Raw genomic sequence first — 19,713 nt, 5'->3', positions numbered from 1 at the left:
GGCTCCGCCCGCACCCCGCTGTGAACGTCGCGTCGGTCTACTGGTCGCCGGGTCCGTCGCCGGCTTCGGTCTCCGTGCGCTCCGACTGCCGTGGTACGCCGCCGAGTCCCGCGGCCGGTGCGGGGCCCGCGCGGCCCGGGCGTTCGCGGAGGCGGGCCAGGAGCATGTCGCGCTCCTCGGCGAAGGCGGGGTCGGCCTGGTAGTCGCCGTGGCCCTGGATCTGCGCGGGCAGCGGCTGTTCGACGGTGCGGCCGTAGGCGAGCGGATCGCGCAGCGGCCCGCGGTCCACGCCGGGCTCCTTGCCGTTGCCGCCCAGGCGCACGGGGCCGCCGATCGGGTCGGTGAGCCGCCACAGGTTGCGCCAGCAGTCGACCTCGCCGTGCAGGTGGCGCAGTTGCTCGGGCCCGAAGTAGGCGGGGAACCACCTCCCGTACAGCCTCTCCAGCGGCGATCCGTAGGTGAGCAGCGCGACCTGGCGGCGGGTGTCGGGGTCGAGCTGCCAGATCGCGGCGGCCGACAGCACGCTGCCCTGCGAGTGCCCGGACAGCACGAGCCTGCCGCCGGTCTGCTGGGTCCAGCAGCCGATGCGCCAGGCCAGGTCGGGCACGGCGCGCTCGCTGTAGCAGGGCGGCGCGAAGGGGTGCGCCGCGCGCGGCCAGAAGGTGCCCACGTCCCACAGGATGCCGATGGTGCGCCGGGCCGAGGCGTCCTTGTACGCGCGGCGCCCCCAGGCCAGGAAGGCGAGGAACGCTATGCCGATGAGCCAGGAGCCGAGCGCCTGCACGGTCTCGGCGAAGCCGTCCACCAGCGCGGGCGACCCGTTGGCCGCGCGCCCCGGCACCTCGCCGGTGAGCCACGCGCCGAGCACGGCGAACCCGCCGAGCAGCAGCGTGACCACCGCGAACAGCCACACCAGCCGGCCCGCCGAGTCGGTGAGCCCGGCCCGCGCGATGCTCCCGGCGATGCGCCGGGTCCTGCCCGGGTCGAAGACCCGCACCTCGGGATAGCCGCGCTCCACGTCGGGGGCGATGGCGCGGGCGCGGCGCATGGTGCGGTACGCGAGGAAGCACACCGCCAGCAGCACGACGCCCAGCAGTACGGGGATGGCCGAGGCCTGCCAGGTGAGCACCACCGGCGGCCCGTCGATGCTGCCGGTGCCCGAGCCGGGGGACCCTGGACCGTCCAGCCAGTCCGCGACCCGCTGGGCCACGCCGCCGGACATCACGCCGCCCAGCGCGCAGGCCAGTATCGCCACCGCCGCCGAGCCGAGGCCGCGCAGCGCGGTGCGCGGCACGGGGCGCCGGTGGAACATCAGCAGACCGAGCACGGCGATCCCCGTCACCAGCGCGCCCTGGAGCACGGCGAGCACGCCGAACGTCTCGTCGCCCGGCAGTTCGCCGCCCGCCGAGATCCAGCCGGGCCGCGACCACATGGCGTGCAGCACGGCCAGGAGCAGCACGCCGACGGAGGCGCCGGGCAGCACGCTGACCGCCAACTTGTCGACGGCGTCGTCCGGTTCGCTCTCCTTGCGGCCGCGCCGGCACACCACGTACAGCACGCAGCCCGCGCCCGCGACGACCAGGCACTCCACGAGCCAGCCGGCCACGTCCAGCGCGGCGCTGCCGCCCGGCTTGCGGTCCTGCCGGGTGGCGGCCGCCGCCAGCGCGGCCGCGACGGTGAGGAACCCGGCGGCGGTGTGCGCCGCGCGCAGTCGCGCCACCAGCCGCTTCCCGTACCAGAACCCGGGCAGGCACAGCGCCGGGCGGCGGGCGGCCGCCGCGTCGTCCTCGTCCACCGGGTGCTGGAGCGGCGGCTGCGACTCGTACGCGCACCAGCTCCGGTGCGAGAGCCACCACAGCAGCACCGTCAGCGCGGCCGGGAGCACGGCGGCCAGGGCGAGCCTGCGCCCGGGCTGGCTCCACCAGCCGCCGTGGCCCGCGCCGTCGGCGGCCATGAAGTGCAGCCACCCCCGGTCGGCGAAGCACGCCGTGCTGCCCGCGCACTGCCAGGCGACCAGGTCGAGGGCGACCTCGCAGGCGGCGGCGACCAGCAGCACGGTGAGGCTGAGCGCGATGATCCTGACCAGCACGCCGTGCGCGCGCACGAGGAGTTGGCGCCCGTCGGCAGCGGGGCGTGTCCAGTGCGCGAGGTTGGCGACCATGAACGGCAGCAGGATCAGCCACAGCGCGCGGGCGCCGTTGCCCGAGGTCAGATTGGACCAGGAGTACGCCTCGGGCACCGGCTCCCTGCGGTAGTCCTCGGGCCGCTCCTCGGCGTCCTCGTCGCCGGTGCGCCGGTAGACGGCGGCGGTGCAGTCGCCGCTGATGCGCTTCGGGAAGGGGTCGTCCAGCATCTCGGCGGGCGTGGTGCCGCCGACGCCGTGCACGAGGAGTTCGAGGTTCACGCCGGGAGGCGGACCGGGATCCGAGGTGCCGTCACCGTCCTTGCCCTGTACGGGGGTTGCGGTGCCTCGTACGGGGGCCGCGGCGCTGCTCCGGGCGTCCGGGGCGGCGGCCGCGGTGTCCGGCGAAGCCTCCCCTTCCGCGGCGTGCTCGGTGTGCGGGGCGTGCTCGCCCCGCGTGTGCTCCTGCGGCATGGTGCTCTCCCCCGGTGCCCGATCCTCCGGCCGCACCCAGCATCCAGGCTGGGGCGGCCTCCGCGCATCCCCGCGTACCGAAGCGGGGCCATTTGCGGGGAAAACCTGCCCGTCCTGCGCTGTCGGAACCTCGTGCGAGGATGAACGCGAAGGCCAGGGGCGGTAACCGCGGTACGAAGGGACGACAGCGCGGTGGGCGACAATCAGAACCTGCTCGCGGAGCAGCGGCGGGCCCTCATCCTCGACGAGGTGCGGCGGCACGGCGGCGCCCGGGTCAACGAGCTGACCCGCAAGCTCAACGTCTCGGACATGACGGTCCGCAGGGACCTGGACGCGCTCGCACGCCAGGGCGCTCTGGAGAAGGTGCACGGCGGCGCGGTCCCGGTGGCCGAGGCCAGCACCCACGAGCCGGGCTTCGAGGCCAAGTCCTCACTGGAGCCCACGGCCAAGGAGGACATCGCGCGCACGGCCGCGGCCCTGGTCCAGCCCGGCAGCGCCATCGCGCTGTCCGGCGGCACCACCACGTATGCGCTGGCCAGGCAGCTCACCGACGTCGCCGACCTCACGGTGGTCACCAACTCGGTGCGGGTGGCCGACGTGTTCCACTCGGCGCAGCGCGCGGCGGCCGGGTCCCGCGCCGCGCGGCCCGGCGCCGCGACGGTGGTGCTGACCGGCGGCGTGCGCACGCCCTCGGACTCGCTGGTGGGCCCGGTCGCGGACGCGGCGATCAGATCGCTCCACTTCGACGTGCTCTTCCTCGGCGTGCACGGCATATCGGTCGAGGCGGGCCTGTCCACGCCCAATCTCGCCGAGGCGGAGACCAACCGGCGCTTCGTGGGCTCGGCCCGGCGGGTCGTGGTGGTCGCCGACCACACCAAGTGGGGCACGGTGGGCCTCAGTTCGTTCGCCACCCTGGCGCAGGTGGACACCCTGGTCACGGACGGCGGCCTGCCGGACGGGGCCCGCGCCGAGATGGAGGAGCAGCTCCCCGCGCTGCTGGTCGCGGGCGAGCCGGACCCGTCGGAGTACGCCGCTGAGGAGCACGAAGCGGGCGAGACCGGGGCTTCCGGGACGCCGGGAGAGGGCGCGGACGGGGGCGCGGGCGCAGACAACTGAGGGGCGCGCGGCTAGGGTGTGCGCCCGTCCGCGACCCTGTGCCGCACGTCCGTCCTCAGGAGGAGACCCGATGGTGCGCCGACTGCGTCCCGTGGAGCTGGAGTTCGCCGACACCGCTCCGGTGCGGCTGGCGTTCACCGCCACGCTGCGCTCCAGCCCGGAGGAGGTGTACGTGGCACTGGCCGAGGAGGTGGAGAACACCCCGCGCTGGTTCTCCGCCGTGGCCGAGGCCGTGCCCACGGGCGGCGGCCGCGGCCGCGACGTGAAGCTGCGCGGCGGCGTCCGCTTCTCCGAGACGGTGCTGGCCGCGCTCGCCGTGCAGCGCTATGCGTACCGCATCGACACCGCCAACGTCCCCGGCGTCACCGCCATGCTGGAGGACTGGCGGCTGGCGCCCGACGGCCTCGGCGGCACCCTGGTGCGCTGGACGATGGCGGTCGACGGCGGCCTGCCGGTGCGGCTCGTGCTGCGGCTGGCCAGGCCGGGCGTGGGCCGCTCCTTCCACGACGCGATGCGCGCGCTCGACGCGTACCTGGGCGCCCCGGACACCAGCCGCAGCGGCGGCAGTGGCACCGGCACCGGCACCGCCTCGTAACCGCTATTCGGCGACCGGCTCCGAGGCCGGTGCGCCCGGCCACCGCCCCGTACCCAGGAAGGTCTCGATGGCCTGCGCGTACGGGGCGATGTCGAGGCCCTGCTCGGCCAGCCAGGAATCCGCGTAGTACTTGTCGAGATAGCGGTCGCCCGCGTCGCCGACGAGGGTCACCACGCTGCCCGTGCGGCCCTGTTCGACCATCTCGCCGACGATCTTCAGCGCGCTCCACAGCGCGGTGCCCGTGGAGCCCCCGGCCTTCCGCCCGGTCGCCTTCTCCAGCGCGCGTACGGCCGCGACGCTCGCCGCGTCCGGCACCTTCATCATCCGGTCGACGGCCGAGGTGATGAAGCTGGGCTCCATGCGCGGCCGTCCGATGCCCTCGATGCGCGAGCCGCGCTCGCCGCTGGCGTCCGGATCGCCCTGCACCCAGCCGTCGAAGAGGCAGGAGTTCTCCGGGTCGGGCACGCAGACGCGGGTGTCGTACTGCATGTAGTGCACGTACCGGGCGATGGTCGCCGAGGTGCCGCCCGTGCCTGCCGCGGCGACGATCCACGCGGGCTCGGGAAAGCGTTCGAGCCGCAGCTGCTGGTAGATGCTCTCCGCGATGTTGTTGTTCCCCCGCCAGTCGGTGGCCCGTTCCGCGTACGTGAACTGGTCCATGTAGTGGCCCCCCGACTCCGCGGCGAGCGCGGCGGCGACCTCGTACACCGTCCGCGGATCGTCGACCAGGTGGCAGCGGCCGCCGTGGAACTCGATCAGCCGCGTCTTCTCACTGCTCGTCGTCCGCGGCATCACCGCGATGAACGGCACCCCGATCAGCTTCGCGAAGTACGCCTCGCTCACCGCCGTGGACCCCGAGGACGCCTCGATCACCGGCCTGCCGGGGCGCACCCAGCCGTTGCACAGCCCGTACAGGAACAGCGAGCGCGCCAGCCGGTGCTTGAGGCTGCCCGTCGGGTGCGTCGACTCGTCCTTCAGATACAGGTCGATCCCCCACTGTTCGGGCAGCGGGAAGTTCAGCAGGTGGGTGTCGGCGCTGCGGTTGCTGTCCGCCTGCACCTTGCGCACGGCGTCCTTGAGCCAGGAGCGGTACGCGGGGTCGCTGCGGTCCACGTCGACGGTCGGTACGGCGGAGGCGGGAGAGGTGACGGCCTGGGTGATGGCGGGCTGTGCGCCGGGCGTGCTGCTCACCCCGCGATCATAGGCAGCACATTCGCGCAGTTCGGGGCCTCTGGTCGGCGGCGCGCCTTGCGTGCACACTGCGGACAGGGACTAGGGCGGCCGCACGGGGGTACTTCGGCTGCGATGCGCTGGTGGGAGGTAGACCGTGGCGGAGCCGGAATTCGATGCGGCCGGTGTGCGGATACGGCGGATGCTGCGCTCGCTCACGCGGGGCGGGCACGTGCTGGTGCAGGACGGCCGTCTCGTACTGAGGACCAGTTACGGCAGCGAGATCGACAGCGCGCCGCTGGACGAGGTGCGGCTCAGCGGCTACGGGGCCAGGGACGCGGCGCTGGCCAGCCTGCGCGGCACCCGCTATGTGCTCCAGTTCGGACTGGGCCACCGCGAGGGCCTGTTCAGCGCGGTGCGCACGGCCCGCGCGAAGACCGCGGCCGACCGCGGCACCTTCGGACACTGAGCCGGCGCCTCCGGGCACGGGGCCTGCACATCGGGGAACCGCGCCCGCCCATTCGAACACCGGGTCCGCACCCGCCGCCGCTCCGCGCGCAGCGGGTGGCCCGTTTGCGCGCCTCCGCGGGCCACTTCGCGCCGCACGCGTTACATATGTGGCACCTTTCACGTTTCTCGCCTTCCGGGCCATGATCAGGGGAGCCGCCGTGACCGGTCGTTCCACGCTTCCGAGCCGGCACTGCGCCGTGGAGTTCCAGGCGCTGCCGTCCCGCATCGGACAGATCAGAAGGATCGTGGCCGCCCAACTCCGCTATTGGCGGCTCGATCCGCTCATCGACCCCGCGGCCCTCGGACTGGGCGAACTGCTGGCGAACGTCCACCAGCACACCGGCGCCGACAAGCAGTGCACCGTCGAACTGGTCTACCTCTGGGAGCGCTTGACCGTCTCCGTGCGCGACCACGACCCGCACCTTCCGCAGGTGCGCGTCGCCGATTCGCTGGCGGGCAGCGGGCGCGGCCTCGCCCTGGTGGCCGCGGTCAGCGCGAGCTGGGGCATGCGCGCGCACCACGACGGCTCGGGAAAGGTCGTGTGGTTCACCCTGCCCGCACCGCCGCTGGCGGAGATGCCGGGGGTGGCGGCGGTCGCGGGGGCGGCGAGCGTGGCTGGCGCTTCGGGGGTGGGCGGCACGGCGGGGGTGGCCGCCGCTTCCGGAGTGGCCAGCACGACGGGGGTGGCCGCCGCTTCCGGAGTGGCCGATGCACCCGGAGTGCCCGGAGCGGCTTCGGTGACGGAACGTCACCGGGCGGGTTCTGGCGACGCCCTGACCGCCGATCCGGTGACGTCTCCGGTCACGCACTGCTGACGCCGCGGCCCGGGCGCTGGGAGCCGGAAGCCGGGCGCCCGAGCGCCGCAGGCCGGCCCCGCGCACGGGGCCGGCCGTCTCAGAAGCGGATCTCCACCCCGATGTGCGGGCGCCTGCCGCGCCGCAGCAGCGCGCCGCCGGAGTCCACGACGCGGAACTGCCACCCGTACTTGCGGGCCATCGCCCTCCGCACCCGCGGCAGTTCGCCCTCCATCAGCCGCGCCGTGCCCTCCACCGGCTCGGCGCCCTCGGCGACCCGGCCGCGCGCGTCACACCGGGTGACGGTCACCCGGCCGTCGTTGCGCAGCCGCTTCACCTTGCCGCTGTCGGCGCGCGTCCACACCAGGAGCGCCCCGCCGTCCTCCACGGCCCACACCGGCGTCGCCACCGGAGTGCCGTTCCTGCGATGGGTGACGAGGCTGACGTACCGGCCGCCGGCCAGCTCTTCGGGAACCATGCCCCGAGCGTACGGCCGCTCCCTCACGCCCCGCCGTCCTTGCGGTCCCGCGCGCTCTCGTTCAGCACGGAGAAGCGGCGCCAGTACTCGTCCTCGTCGATCTCACCGGCCGCGAACCGCCGGTCCAGCACCGCGAGCGGACTCTCCTGCCCGCGCGCCGCCCCGGGTCCGCCCCCGGCATACCCCGGCTGCCACGGCGCCGCCCCGCCGAACGGGCCCCCGCGCCGCCCGCGCCACACCGTACGCCGCAGCAGGAACAGCGCCCCGCCGATGACCAACACCCAGGCCAGGGGCGCGAACAGAATCCACGGCCCGGGCCCGCCGCCGTCCCAGTGCGCCAACATGTTCATGAGAGATCAACTCCTCGATGGTCCCGACCAGTTACCCCTGGTCCTGCCACCGAGAGTCACCCGAGGAGGGCCGCCGGGTCGTCGTACGGGGGACGACGGTGCGGGTACGCCGGGGGGAGTAGGCGGGGCGGCGTACGGAGCACCGCTCCCGTTCCGGAGCACCGCTCACCGACTGGAGCGGCGCACACGAGCCGGAGCGCTGCTCATCAAGCGGAGCGCTGCTCACGCGGCGGAGCGGCGCTCGCAAACCAGAGCACCGCTCACGGGCTGGAGCGCCGCGCACAGACGGGAGCACTGCTCGCCAAGCGGAGCGCTGCTCACGCGGCGGAGCACCGCACACACTCCAGAGCACCGCTCACGAAGCAGCGCACCGCTCATGGCCCACCGCAACCGCTCACGCCCCGCCCAACGCCCCCAACGGATCATCCAGCACCGGCTGCCAGGCCAGCTCGGCCGCGCCGACCAGGCCGTTGTGGTTCAGTTCCGCGCCGACGACCGGCACGCTGCCGCTCTGGCCCCAGAGGCTGTCGTCGGCGACCACGGACCGCAGCCGCTCCCCCTCGGTCTCGACCAGCGCGCGGTGGAGGCCGATCAGCACGATGCGGTCGGGGTTGAGGATGTTCACGAGCCCCGCGAGCCCGTGGCCGAGGCGGTCCACGAGGGTGCCGACGGCGCCGCGTACCGACGCGTCCTGCGGATACCGGCCGCTGATCAGCGCCTTCGCCTGGTCCAGCAGCGAACCCTCGGGCCCCGGCTTCTCCCCCGCCGCCTCCAGGAAGGCCAGCGGGTCCGCCTCCACGTCCAGGCAGCCGCGGCTGCCGCAGTGGCAGGGCCGCCCGCCCGGGTCGACGGTCAGGTGCCCCACCTCCAGCGCGAGCCCCGAACTCCCGGTGTGCAGGCGCCCGTCCAGCACCAGCGCGCCGCCCACGCCGCGGTGCCCCGTACCCACGACCAGCAGATGGCGTGCGCCGCGGCCCGCGCCGTGACGGTGCTCGGCGAGGGCGGCGAGGTTGACGTCGTTGGCGGTGTAGCCGACCGCGGGGCTCACGCCGTCGGGCCCGGTGACGCCCGCGTCGGCGAGGCAGCGGGTGAAGATCTCGCGTACCGGTTCGCCCACGTTCCACGCCAGGTGGATGGGGTTGAGAGCAGTGCCCTCTGGCTCCGCGACGGCGGACGGCACGGCGAGCCCCGCGCCCACGCACCGGCGCCCCGTCTCGCGCAGCAGCCGCGCCCCTTCGGCCACCAACTCGCCCAGCACGCCCTCGGGTTCGGGCGGCACCGTGCCGCAGCCCGGCGCCGTGGCCACCACCCGTCCGCCGAGTCCGACCAGCGCCGCGCGGAACCCGTCCGCATGCACCTGCGCCGCCAGCACCACGGGCCCGTCCTCGCGTACGGACAGCCGGTGCGAGGGCCGCCCCTGCGCGCCGACCGAGGCCGTCGGCCGGGAGTCCACGGTGATCAGCCCCAGGGATTCCAGCTCGGCGGCGACGGCGCCTGCGGTCGCCCGGGTCACGCCGAGTTCCGAGGTCAGCACGGCGCGGGTGGGCGCGTGCCCGGTGTGGATGAGTTCCAGTGCCGGACCGAGGGCCGTACGGCCCCTCTCCGGCCTTGTTGTACGCGTCGGGGTCACCGTCCTATTCTCGCTTTGTGCCGACACTGAACAAAATACGGTCGGCGCTGGCCGGTGCAACGGGGCGCGGCAGCGGTGTCCAACTCCCGTCCCACGATCCGGTACTGCGCCGCCTCCGCCTCGCCCTGACCGCCTTCTTCGCCCTGGACGGCTTCCTCTTCGCCGGCTGGGTCGTCCGCATCCCCGCCATCAAGGCGCAGACCGGCGCCTCCCCGAGCGCGCTCGGCCTGGCCCTGCTCGGCGTCTCCGCCGGCGGGCTCGTCACCATGATGCTCACCGGACGCCTCTGCCACCGCTTCGGCAACCATCCCGTGACCGTCGCCTCCGGCATCCTCCTCTCCCTCAGCATCGCCCTTCCCCCGCAGGCCCATTCGGCCCTCGCGCTCGGCCTCGTGCTGCTCGTGTTCGGCGCCGCGTACGGCGGCATCAACGTCGCCATGAACGCCGCCGCCGTCGACCTCGTCGCCGCCCTGCGCAGGCCCGTGATGCCCGGCTTCCACGCCGCGTTCAGCCTCGGCGGCATGATCGGCGCGGGCGTCGGCGGCCTGCTGGCAGGGCATCTCTCTCCGGCCCGACACCTGTCGCTGCTGACCGTGGCCGGTCTCCTGCTCACCGCGGTGGCCGCACCGACGCTGCTGCGGCACCGCAGCCCGTTCGCCGGGATCCCGGAGACCGAGCGCCGCACGGAGGAACGGCCCCACAGCCGTACGATGACCGGCCGCGCCCGCACCCTCGTACTGATCCTGGGCTCCATCGCCCTCTGCACGGCGTACGGGGAAGGCGCCCTCGCCGACTGGAGCGCCCTCCACCTCTCCGGCGACCTGGGCGCGAGCGCCGGGGTCGCGGCCGCAGGGTACTCGGTGTTCGCCCTGGCCATGACCCTCGGCCGGCTCTCCGGCACCGCCCTCCTCGAACGCCTGGGCCCGTCCCGCACCCTGATCACGGGCGGCGCCATGGCCGCCGCCGGCATGCTGCTGGGCGCCCTGGGCCCGAACGTCGGCCTCGTCCTCACCGGCTTCGTCATCACCGGCCTCGGCCTCGCGAACGTCTTCCCCGTCGCCATCGCCCGCGCCGGCGCCCTCGCGGGCCCGGGCGGCGTCGCCGCCGCCTCCACCCTCGGCTACGGCGGCATCCTCCTGGGCCCGGTCGCCATCGGCTTCCTCGCGGACTGGTTCTCCCTGCCTCTGGCCCTGACCACGGTCGCGGCACTCTCGGCGATGGCAGCGGCGGTGGCATTCCTGGTGCGGAGGGCGGCGTTGGCGGAGGGGTGAGGGGAGCGGTGCTCCGGGGTGTGAGCAGCGCTCTGAGGGTGGAGCGGTGCTCTGCGTCGTGAGCAGTGCTCCGCGCTGGGAGCGCTGGTCCATGGCGTGAGCGGTGCTCTCCGTCGTGAGCGGTGCTCCGAGGTGCGAGCACCGCTCCGAAACGGGAGCACTGTGCCAAGCTGCGAGCACTGCTCCACAGCGTGAGCGCCGCTCCAGGCCGCGAGCACCGCTCCCGACTCAGCGCACCGCTCCCCCCGCCCACACTCACCTCAACGTGAGCTCCTTCTTCAGCTCCGCGTCCGCGCTGTCGCCCGCGTAGACCTCGAACACGCCCGGTTCCACGACCAGTTCGCCCTCCGGCGCGTTGGTGTGGAAGCCGAGGTCCTCCGCGCCGAGCTCGAACCGGAGCGTGCGCTTCTCGCCGGGCTTCAACGTCACCCGTTCGAAGCCCCGCAGCCTCCGCACCGGCTGCGCGATGCTGGCCACGACGTCCCGCACATAGAGCTGTACGACCTGGTCACCGGCGCGCCGCCCGGTGTTCTCCACCCGCACGGTGGCGCGGATCTTCTCCTTGCCCTCGCGTACGCCCTCCGCGCTCGCGGTCTCCTTGTCGAGGGCGAGCCCGGAGATGCGGAACGTGGTGTAGCTGAGGCCGTGCCCGAAGGGGAAGAGCGGGCCGTGCGGCAGGTCGAGGTACTTGGAGGTGTACTTCTCCTCCTTCTTGTACGGGCGCCCGGTGTTCTCGTGCGCGTAGTACAGCGGCAGCTGACCCACCGCGCGCGGGAAGGTCGCGGGCAGCTTGCCGCCCGGGTTGACCTGGCCGAACAGCACGTCGGCCACGGCGTTCCCGGACTCCAGGCCCAGGTGCCAGGCGTTGAGCAGCGCCGGCGCGTGCGCGGCGGGATCGGTCAGCACCAGCGGCCGCCCGGCCATCACCACGACCACGAACGGCTTGCCGGTGGCGGCGATTCGGCGGATCAGTTCCTCCTGGACGCCGGGCAGCCTGATGTCGCTGCGGGCCGCCGCCTCGCCGCTCTGCTCCGCCTTCTCGCCGACCACGACCACCGTCTTCTCGGCCGCGCGCGCCGCCGCGACGGCCCGCGCGATGCCGCCGGTGTCCTCGCCGTCGATCTCGCAGCCGCGCGCGTGCGTGACCTTCGCGCCCGGCGCCGCCTTCTTGATCCCCTCCAGCACCGACACCGCGGGGATCTTCGTCGCCATCGGCAGCGACCAGGTGCCGTGCGGCTCCTTGCGGTCGTCGGCGAGCGGGCCGACCACGGCGATGGAGCCCGCACCCGTGTCGAAGGGCAGTGTGTCCTTGTCGTTCTTGAGCAGCACCGCGCAGCGCGCCGCCGCCTCGCGCGCCCGCTTGCGCGCCCCCTCGGTGGGCTCGCCGATCTGCGCCTTCTCGTCCGCGTACGGGTTCTCGAAGAGCCCCAGCCGCACCTTCACCCGAAGGATGCGGGTGACCGCGTCGTCCAGCCGCTTCCGGTCGATCTTGCCCTGTTCCAGCAGCTTCTTGCCGTGCTCGGCGTAGGTGGTGCTGACCATCTCCATGTCGACGCCCGCGCCGAGCGCCAGCCGCGCCGCGTCCGCGCCCCCGGCGGCGACCCCGTGTGGAATCAACTCCTGTACGCCGTTGTAGTCGCCGACCACGAAGCCGTCGAAGCCCAGCTCCTCGTGCAGGATCTCGGTGAGGGTGTGCCGGTTGGCGTGCGCGGGAACGCCGTTGACCGTGTTGAACGAGGCCATCACCGTGGCCACCCCCGCCTCCACGGCCGCCCGGAACGGCGGCAGCGCGACATCGCGCAGCCGTCTCTCGGAGAGGTCCACGGTGTTGTAGTCCCGGCCGCCCTCGGGGAAGCCGTAGCCGACGAAGTGCTTGGCGCAGGCGGCCAGCCGGTCCTTCGCCGCGTAGTCGGCACCCTGGTAGCCGCGCACCTTCGCGGATGCCAACTCCGCGGTCAGGTACGGGTCTTCGCCGTTGCCCTCGGCCACCCGGCCCCAGCGCGGTTCGTGGCTGACGTCGGCCATCGGCGCGAACGTCCAGTGCACTCCCCACGAGCGCCCCTCCTTCGCGCTCACCTCGGCGTCGGCCGTCACCACGCCGGGATCGAAGCTCGCGCCCTGGGCCAGCGGTACGGGGAAGTTGGTGAGGAACCCGTGGATCACGTCCAGCCCGAAGATGAGCGGTATCCCGAGCCGCGACTCCTCAACGGCTATCCGCTGGAGGTCGTTGCACTCCTTCGCACCCGCGATGTTGAGCACCGATCCGAGGCGGCCCCGCGCCGCGGCCTCGCGCGCCTTCTTGTTCTGCCCGTCACCGGGACCCGTCGCCGGGTTCCAGGTCATCTGCTGGAGCTGCCCGAACTTCTCCTCCACCGTCATCCGGCCCAGCAGCCCGCGTACCTTGCGCTCGGTCTTCGGGTCCCGCTTCTTCGGGGTACGCGGGGTCCGTTCGGCCGTGCGCGCCGCGGAGGCGGCGGTTTGCCCCGCTTCCGCCGCGTACGCGGTGCCGGCCGCGGCCCCCGGCAGAACGGCGCCGGACGAGGCGAGGACCGCGGCCCCCGCCGATGCCTTGAACACACTGCGACGGCTGACGTTCCCGGCCACGTGAGTCTCCTTTGACAGGTGCCTGAGGCGTCTTGAGTGAGCGCAGTCAATCCCCGTGTGCAGAGTGCGGTCAAGAGGTGAACACGCGGTAGATGTACGGACTTTGGCGCGGCAACGCGCCTTCATGTCCTGAACCAGACGGCCGCCCTCGCCCCCGAACCGTCCCTGCGTCGGCGGTGTACGTCCGCGCCGCGGCGGGGAAACCCGCAGCAGGCGTGCCCACGGGAGGGAACATGCCCCAGCACCGAACCGGCCCGAGCACTCAGGCCGAACGCGACGCCACCACCGTCGAGATGGTCTACGCCCTGGTCACCGGCCTGGCCCTGGCGGGACCCGCCTTTCTCGCGATCCTCCTGTTCCCCCGCCTGACCGGCCTCCCGCCGGGCCCCCTCTGGCCGAAGGCGGCACTGTGGACGGCCGCGCTGATCTTCACCGCCCGCGTCGTCCACGTACTCCGCCGCTGGCATCGCGTACGGCGAGAACACGGGCCCTGGGACGATGAGTCGTGAGGCGTACGGAGTAGGCGACGGAACGTGAGTCGTCAGGCGTACGGAGTGACCGGCGGGGCGTGAGTGGCGGGACGCGAGTGGCCAGCGGGACGTGGGTGACGGGTTCCGGTCAGCCGAGCCAACCGGGGCGCACGAGCCCCGACTCGTACGCCAACACCACCAGTTGAGCGCGGTCGCGCGCCCCCAGCTTCACCATCGTGCGGCTGACGTGCGTCTTCGCGGTGAGCGGCGAGACCACCAGCCGCCGGGCGATCTCCTCGTTGGAGAGGCCCAGGCCGACGAGGGCCATCACTTCCCGTTCGCGCTCGGTCAGTTCGGCCAGGCCCGCCGCGGCGGCCGGCTCCTTGGAGCGCGCGGCGAACTCGGCGATCAGCCGCCGCGTCACCCCCGGGGACAGCAGCGCGTCGCCGCCGACCACCGTCCGCACGGCGCGCACCAGCTCCTCCGGTTCGGTGTCCTTGACCAGGAACCCGGACGCCCCGGAACGCAGCGCCTCGAAGACGTACTCGTCCCACTCGAAAGTGGTCAGCATGACCACCCTGACCTCCGGGAGCGCCGGGTCCTCCGTGATGCTGCGGGTGGCGGCGAGGCCGTCGACCAGCGGCATGCGGATGTCCATCAGCACGAGGTCGGGAACGAGCCGGCGCACCAGTTCCAGCGCCTCTTCCCCGTCCGCCGCCTCGCCCACGACCGCGATGCCGTCCTGTGCGTCGAGCAACGCCCGGAACCCGGCCCGCACCAATCCCTGATCATCGGCCAGCACCACCCGGATCACGACGCCTCCCCCGCCTCACCTGCGGCTTCAGCGCCGGAACCGCTCCCGTTCCGGCGCGCGTCCCGGCCAGGGCACGGCTCCGCTTGCGCGCCCGAGCCCGGACTCATACCCGTTTCCCCAACCGGTTCCGTGCCCGGCGACGTCAGCGGCAAGCGCGCCATGATCCGGTACCCGCCGTCGCCACGTGGCCCCGCCTCCACGCCGCCGCCCAGCGCGGAGGCCCGCTCACGCATGCCGACCAGCCCGTTCCCGCCACCCGTTGGCCCCTCACCGTGCGCGGGCCCGTCGTCCTCGACGACGAGCACCAACTCCGATCCTGCGTACCGCAGTTGAACCTCCGCGGTACGCGCCGCCGAGTGCCGCACCACATTCGTCAGCGCCTCCTGCACGATGCGGAACGCCGCGAGATCCGCGCCCGGCGGCAGCGGCACGCGGTCGCCGTCCACCGAGGTCCGCACCCTGAGCCCGGCGTCCGCCGCCTGCGCGGCGAGCTCGGGCAGGCTGTCCAGCCCCGGGGCGGGCGCGCGGGGCGCCTCACCGGGCGCCCGCAACGAGTCGAGCACGTGCCGCACCTCTCCGAGTACTTCCTTGCTCGCCGCCTTGATCGTGGTCAACGCCGTACGGGCCTGCGCCGGATCGGTGTCCAGCAGCGCGAGCCCCACCCCCGCCTGAACGTTGATCACCGAAATGCTGTGCGCCAGCACATCGTGCAGCTCGCGCGCGATGCGCAGCCGCTCCTCGTCCGCCCTGCGGCGCTCCACCGCCTCCCACTCGGCGCGGCGCCTGAACCTCATCTCCCTGCGGGATCTGACCAGTTCCCCCACGGCCACGATGACCAGCACCCATGCGGCGACGGCGATTTCGGAGCCCCACCCCTCCGGCCCGTCACCCGCCGGCGGCAGCCACGGATACAGCCAATGCCGCACCGCCATCTGCCCTGCCCACAACAGCCCCGCCGCGGCCCACGCCGCGACCCGGCAACCGGCGGCCAGAGCGGCGACGCAGGCGACGGCCACGCTCAGGAAGACCGGCCCGTACGGGTAACCGGCGGCGAGATACACCAGCACGACCGCCGCGGTACCCAGGACCACCGTGCGCGGGTAACGGTGCCGCAGCACCAACAGCAACGGCCCCGCCACCACCAACGCCAGCGCGAACGCGTCCAACGGCTGCCGCACGCCGGCCTGCCGCACCGCGGCCATGTGCGTACCGCCGAGCTGCAACGCCAACACCAGTACCGACGACACCACCGGCCACCGCCGCCCGGCACCGCCCCGCCCCAACTGGCCCCAGGGCGGCGACCCCTGGCCCCGATGCGCCGACGATCTCGTACCGGAAGACGCGCTCGGCGAAGAGAACCCGGAGGAGGCCACAGCACCCGGCCGGCACGGAGAACCGCCCCTCCACCGCGGCAACCCACCGTGCAAGCGGAACCAGGAGCCGGGAGACATACCGTCACGCTAGCCCCGTACCAAGCCGTACGAGTCACCCGAGAGCAGTGCTCACACATACTCCCCGAGGAGTACGCGCCGACCCCGCCCCCTCATCACGGCGGGCCTCACTCGGCCGAGCGCTCCACCAGCCCCACGCTCCGCGCGAGCCCGACCACGGCGTGCTCGAAGAACGCGTCGCGCGAGCCGATCACGTTCTCGAACTGCCCGAAGAGCTCAAAACTCACCAGCCCGAACAACTGCGCCCACGCAGCCACCATTTCGACCCCCGAAGTGGCCGGCAACTCCACCCCGAGCCCCTCCAGCAGCCGCGCCGCGTCCCCCTGCAACTCCCCGGCCGTGGCCTCCCCCGCCGCGGTCTCCAGGAGCACGCCCTCGGCCTGCGCGTCCTTGAGCACCGCCAGCATCGCCAGCCCCACGCGTGCGGCGGGCCCGGTCGTCGACTCGGGCGCCGTGTACCCGGGCACGGGCGAACCGTAGATCAGCGCATACTCATGCGGATTCCCCAACGCCCACTTCCGCACCGCCCGGCAGATCTCCTGCCACCGCGCCACATGCGAGTCTCCTTGCGACTCGGACCGCTTCAAGGCCCGCTCGGCCTCGGCCCCGACGGCGTCGTAGGCGTCGATGATCAACGCGGTGAGGAGTGAATCCCGGTTGGGGAAGTACCGGTACAACGCCGAGGACACCATGCCGAGCTTCCGCGCGACGGCACGCAGCGACAGCTTCGCCGCCCCCTCCTCGGCAAGCTGATGCCGGGCCTCGTTCTTGATCGCGACGGCGACTTCACCGTGGGCCCGTGCCCTGGCCCCCTGGAGCTTGCTCATGCGCAGCAGTCTGGCAGGCCGCGCGAGCAGCGACCAAGAGTGAGAGCGGGGATCTCGTTTGTGAGCACTGCTCTCGAAGTGGAGCGACGGCCCGATTGAGGTGCAGTGATCCGGAGCGAGAGCACTGCTCTCGTTTTGGAGCACTGCTCTTGCCTCGGGCCGCGCGGAGTGCAATGGTGGACGTACGCGAGAGCAGTGCTCTCGTTTGAGATCACCGATCACGATGTAGATCAGTGATCACGAGTACCGACAGCGGCACCACTCAGCACGAAGCGAACGCTCCACGGCGCGGGCGCCGCGCCGGGCTCCCCGGACGGCAAAGCGTCATATGGCTACAGCGACATAGCGCCCCAGCCGCGCCGCACCAACCGTCACCCTGCTTCCACCGACCCGAAGGACCGCCACCGATGTCCACCGAACACGGCGCACCGCAGCAACAGCACGTTCTCCGTCCCGGCTGGCTCACTCGCAACGTCCTCAACCGCGCCGTCGGCTGGCTCTCCCGGCGCGGGGTGTCCCTCGCGGGAGCGCGGGAGTTGTGGGTGCGCGGCCGCAAGAGCGGCGAGTGGCGGCGTACTCCCGTGAATCCGCTGCTCCACGAGGGCGCCCAGTACCTCGTCGCGGCTCGCGGCAATGTGCAGTGGACCCACAACATGCGCGCGGCCGGCGGCGGTGAACTCCGGCTCGGCAAGCGGACGGAACCCTTCACCGCCGTGGAGGTACCGGACGCCGAGAAGCCCGACATCCTGCGCGCCTACCTCGCCAAGTGGGGCTGGGAGGCGGGGGCGTTCTTCGAGGGCGTCGACGCGAAGGCGTCGCGCGAGGAGCTGGCGGCCGCCGCGCCGCGTCACCCCGTCTTCCGGATCACGCCGACGAAGGCGTCCAGCTGACGAAGGCGCCCTGCTGACGTACGCGAGCAACTCCCGCGTGCACCGTCGCAGTTGAACACCCCAGGTCACAGCCCTGCACGGCGCCGTTGTCAGTGGCGGGTGGCAGCATTCCGGTCATGACGCCACCGATCCCGGAGAGTTGGGAGCGCGTCGAGCGATGGCTCGCCGCGCACGCGCCCGCCACCCACTCCGCCCTGCTGCCGCCCGCGACGCCCGATGAGGTCGTCGCGGCGGAACGGGCGATAGGCATGGCGTTCCCGGAGCCGCTGGTGGAGTCGCTGCAGCGGCACAACGGTACGGATCGCGGGAGCCTTCCCGGTCTGCTGCCGCCGTTCTGGTCGCTGCTCGGTACCGAGGAGATGGCCGAGACCTGGCGGATGCGCACCAGGATCTACGAGGAGTCCACGCCGGAGCATGAACGGGCCGAGGAAGAGGCCGAATCCGAGGCCGCTCTGGGGCCGTGGTGGCACAGACAGTGGATACCGTTCGCGGAGGACGGCGGCGGGGACGAACTGGTCCTGGACCAGCGCCCCACCGCCCCGCTCCCCGGCCGCATCGGCAGAGCCGATCACGAGCAGGGCTGCCGCTTCCTGCCGCATCCCATGTGGGAGTCGCTGCCCGCACTCTTCGCCGCTACCGCCACCGCCCTGGAGACCGGTGAGGCCGTGGGCTCGTACGAACCGTTCGTCACCGCAGACGGGGAGCTGGACTGGGACATACCCTGACCGCCCCGCGCCCGCACCCGTGGTCCCCGTACGGGGCGATGGGCCCACCGCCCCGCGTACCGCTGCCTGTCGCTACGTACCGCTGCGGTCCAGCGTGTTCAGGGCCCGGCGGGCCATCGGGCTGGTGCGGACGATGTCCGCGAGCGAGGAGACGCCGCGGGTGAAGTCGGCGAAGACGTTCCAGGCCGGCCGGAAGCCGCTTATCGCCGCGTGCAGCAGGCCGGGGCGGCGGGTGAAGACCCCCATCATGCGGCGTCCGACGCCCATCTCGACGCCCAGTCCCGCCTTGATGGCGAAGGCGTAGTTGAGGGCCTGGCGCCGTGCGTCCACCGCGTCGTTCGCCTCAGCGACGCGTACCGCCCACTCCCCCGCCAGCCTGCCCGACCGCAGCGCGAAGGAGATGCCCTCCCGGGTCCACGGCTCCAGCATTCCGGCGGCGTCTCCGCAGACCAGCACGCGTCCGCGCGACAGCGGCGAGTCCTCGGTGCGGCAGCGGGTCAAGTGGCCGGAGGAGATGCTCGGTTCGAAGCCGGAGAGGCCGAGCCGGGCGATGAAGTCCTCCAGGTAACGCTTCGTCGCCGCTCCTTCGCCCCGCTCGGAGATCACGCCGACGGTGAGGGTGTCGCCCTTGGGGAAGACCCAGCCGTAACTGCCGGGCAGCGGGCCCCAGTCGATGAGCACGCGGCCCGCCCAGTCGTCGGCGACGCTGCGCGGTACCGGGATCTCGGCCTCCAGCCCCAGGTCGACCTGGTCCAGCTTGACCCCGACGTGCGCGCCGATGCGGCTCGCGCTGCCGTCGGCGCCGACCACGGCGTGCGCGAGTACGGTCTCGCCGCTGTTCAGCACCACGGCCGCGGTGCGCCGGTCGGGTACGGAGCTGCCGTGCTGCTCGACGCGGGAGACGGTGACGCCGGTACGCACCTGCGCGCCCGCCTTCTCCGCGTGCTCGACCAGCTGCTGGTCGAATTCCGGCCTGTTGATCAGCCCGAACAGCATCCGGCGCGAACGCCGGGTGCGGGCGAAGCGCCCGTTCAGCGAGAAGGTCACGGCGTGCACCCGGTCCCGCAGCGGGAGTTCGAAACCAGGCGGCAGCGCGTCCCGCGAGGGACCTATGATCCCGCCGCCGCAGGTCTTGTACCTCGGCAGCTCCGCCTTCTCCAGGAGCAGCACGCTCCGCCCGGCGGACGCCGCGGCCTGGGCGGCAGAGGCGCCGGCAGGGCCCGCGCCCACGACGACGACGTCCCAGACCTCCGGCTCGGCGCCGCCGTCTCCGGCCCCGCCGGTCTCGGTGCGCTCCTCCGCGTCCCCGGCGTCCGCCGCGTTCCGCTCCGCACCCCGGTCATCGCCCCCGGCTGCGTATTCGCTGCTCACGATGTGCTTCCGCTCCCGCTCTCCCGCTCGCTTGGCTTGGCCGTCCGAATC

At 73.1% G+C, this 19,713-nt stretch carries 18 protein-coding genes; 8 read left to right on the top strand and 10 right to left on the bottom strand.

The window, feature by feature from the left end:
• Positions 1-37: 37 nt before the first annotated feature.
• Complete coding sequence (locus ABEE00_RS09785; protein WP_451918527.1) at positions 38-2,596, bottom strand: hypothetical protein; 2,559 nt, start codon at positions 2,594-2,596, stop codon at positions 38-40.
• Between the two features lie 192 nt (positions 2,597-2,788).
• Between ABEE00_RS09785 and ABEE00_RS09780 the strand changes: the two genes are divergently transcribed.
• Positions 2,789-3,712, top strand: coding sequence for a DeoR/GlpR family DNA-binding transcription regulator (locus ABEE00_RS09780; RefSeq protein ID WP_345744908.1), 924 nt, complete (start codon positions 2,789-2,791; stop codon positions 3,710-3,712).
• A gap of 70 nt (positions 3,713-3,782) precedes the next feature.
• Complete coding sequence (locus tag ABEE00_RS09775; protein ID WP_345744907.1) at positions 3,783-4,307, top strand: SRPBCC family protein; 525 nt, start codon at positions 3,783-3,785, stop codon at positions 4,305-4,307.
• A gap of 3 nt (positions 4,308-4,310) precedes the next feature.
• Here the strand turns inward: ABEE00_RS09775 and ABEE00_RS09770 are convergent, their stop codons facing one another.
• Entirely contained in the window at positions 4,311-5,468 is a 1,158-nt protein-coding gene (locus ABEE00_RS09770; protein ID WP_345744992.1) for a PLP-dependent cysteine synthase family protein, read from the bottom strand.
• A 166-nt stretch (positions 5,469-5,634) separates the two neighbouring features.
• Between ABEE00_RS09770 and ABEE00_RS09765 the strand changes: the two genes are divergently transcribed.
• Positions 5,635-5,946: a hypothetical protein gene (locus ABEE00_RS09765; protein ID WP_345744906.1), complete on the top strand. Its 312-nt coding sequence runs from the start codon at positions 5,635-5,637 to the stop codon at positions 5,944-5,946.
• A gap of 181 nt (positions 5,947-6,127) precedes the next feature.
• The gene (locus tag ABEE00_RS09760; protein ID WP_345744905.1) at positions 6,128-6,802 is read left to right on the top strand and encodes an ATP-binding protein; all 675 of its coding nucleotides are present in this window, start codon (positions 6,128-6,130) and stop codon (positions 6,800-6,802) included.
• Positions 6,803-6,881: 79 nt separating this feature from the next.
• On the opposite strand, the gene ABEE00_RS09755 is transcribed toward ABEE00_RS09760, so the two are convergent.
• The 3 genes from ABEE00_RS09755 to ABEE00_RS09745 form a co-directional block, all read right to left on the bottom strand.
• Positions 6,882-7,259, bottom strand: coding sequence for a PPOX class F420-dependent oxidoreductase (locus ABEE00_RS09755; RefSeq protein ID WP_345744904.1), 378 nt, complete (start codon positions 7,257-7,259; stop codon positions 6,882-6,884).
• Between the two features lie 23 nt (positions 7,260-7,282).
• A complete protein-coding gene (locus ABEE00_RS09750; RefSeq protein WP_345744903.1) occupies positions 7,283-7,609 on the bottom strand; it encodes an SHOCT domain-containing protein in 327 nt (108 codons plus the stop codon).
• 394 nt (positions 7,610-8,003) lie between these two features.
• Positions 8,004-9,239 carry an ROK family protein gene (locus tag ABEE00_RS09745; protein ID WP_345744902.1) on the bottom strand — a complete coding sequence of 412 codons (1,236 nt, stop codon included), beginning with the start codon at positions 9,237-9,239 and terminating at the stop codon, positions 8,004-8,006.
• Between the two features lie 17 nt (positions 9,240-9,256).
• On the opposite strand from ABEE00_RS09745, the gene ABEE00_RS09740 reads away from it, so the two are divergent.
• A complete protein-coding gene (locus ABEE00_RS09740) occupies positions 9,257-10,510 on the top strand; it encodes an MFS transporter (protein ID WP_345744901.1) in 1,254 nt (417 codons plus the stop codon).
• Between the two features lie 255 nt (positions 10,511-10,765).
• On the opposite strand, the gene ABEE00_RS09735 is transcribed toward ABEE00_RS09740, so the two are convergent.
• Positions 10,766-12,889 (bottom strand): glycoside hydrolase family 3 N-terminal domain-containing protein, encoded by a 2,124-nt coding sequence (locus ABEE00_RS09735; RefSeq protein WP_345744991.1) that lies wholly within the window; start codon positions 12,887-12,889, stop codon positions 10,766-10,768.
• 458 nt (positions 12,890-13,347) lie between these two features.
• On the opposite strand from ABEE00_RS09735, the gene ABEE00_RS09730 reads away from it, so the two are divergent.
• Positions 13,348-13,623 (top strand): DUF6332 family protein, encoded by a 276-nt coding sequence (locus tag ABEE00_RS09730; protein WP_345744900.1) that lies wholly within the window; start codon positions 13,348-13,350, stop codon positions 13,621-13,623.
• Positions 13,624-13,732: 109 nt separating this feature from the next.
• On the opposite strand, the gene ABEE00_RS09725 is transcribed toward ABEE00_RS09730, so the two are convergent.
• From ABEE00_RS09725 to ABEE00_RS09715, 3 genes are all read right to left on the bottom strand, one after another.
• Positions 13,733-14,398, bottom strand: a complete 666-nt coding sequence (locus tag ABEE00_RS09725; protein ID WP_345744899.1) for a response regulator transcription factor — start codon at positions 14,396-14,398, stop codon at positions 13,733-13,735.
• Positions 14,395-15,849 (bottom strand): sensor histidine kinase, encoded by a 1,455-nt coding sequence (locus tag ABEE00_RS09720; RefSeq protein WP_451918526.1) that lies wholly within the window; start codon positions 15,847-15,849, stop codon positions 14,395-14,397. The genes ABEE00_RS09725 and ABEE00_RS09720 overlap by 4 nt, the downstream gene beginning before the upstream one ends.
• A gap of 107 nt (positions 15,850-15,956) precedes the next feature.
• Positions 15,957-16,676, bottom strand: coding sequence for a TetR/AcrR family transcriptional regulator (locus tag ABEE00_RS09715; protein ID WP_345744897.1), 720 nt, complete (start codon positions 16,674-16,676; stop codon positions 15,957-15,959).
• Between the two features lie 407 nt (positions 16,677-17,083).
• Here ABEE00_RS09715 and ABEE00_RS09710 point away from each other — a divergent pair, with 407 nt between their 5' ends.
• A complete protein-coding gene (locus tag ABEE00_RS09710; protein WP_345744896.1) occupies positions 17,084-17,566 on the top strand; it encodes a nitroreductase family deazaflavin-dependent oxidoreductase in 483 nt (160 codons plus the stop codon).
• 116 nt (positions 17,567-17,682) lie between these two features.
• Positions 17,683-18,291 carry an SMI1/KNR4 family protein gene (locus ABEE00_RS09705; RefSeq protein WP_345744895.1) on the top strand — a complete coding sequence of 203 codons (609 nt, stop codon included), beginning with the start codon at positions 17,683-17,685 and terminating at the stop codon, positions 18,289-18,291.
• Between the two features lie 72 nt (positions 18,292-18,363).
• On the opposite strand, the gene ABEE00_RS09700 is transcribed toward ABEE00_RS09705, so the two are convergent.
• The gene (locus ABEE00_RS09700; protein WP_345744894.1) at positions 18,364-19,662 is read right to left on the bottom strand and encodes a geranylgeranyl reductase family protein; all 1,299 of its coding nucleotides are present in this window, start codon (positions 19,660-19,662) and stop codon (positions 18,364-18,366) included.
• Between the last annotated feature and the right edge of the window lie 51 nt (positions 19,663-19,713).

Origin of the sequence: Streptomyces odontomachicola (genome assembly GCF_039605595.1) — a bacterium.
Lineage (GTDB): Bacteria > Actinomycetota > Actinomycetes > Streptomycetales > Streptomycetaceae > Streptomyces.
This window is presented reverse-complemented; position numbering and strand designations above follow the sequence as displayed.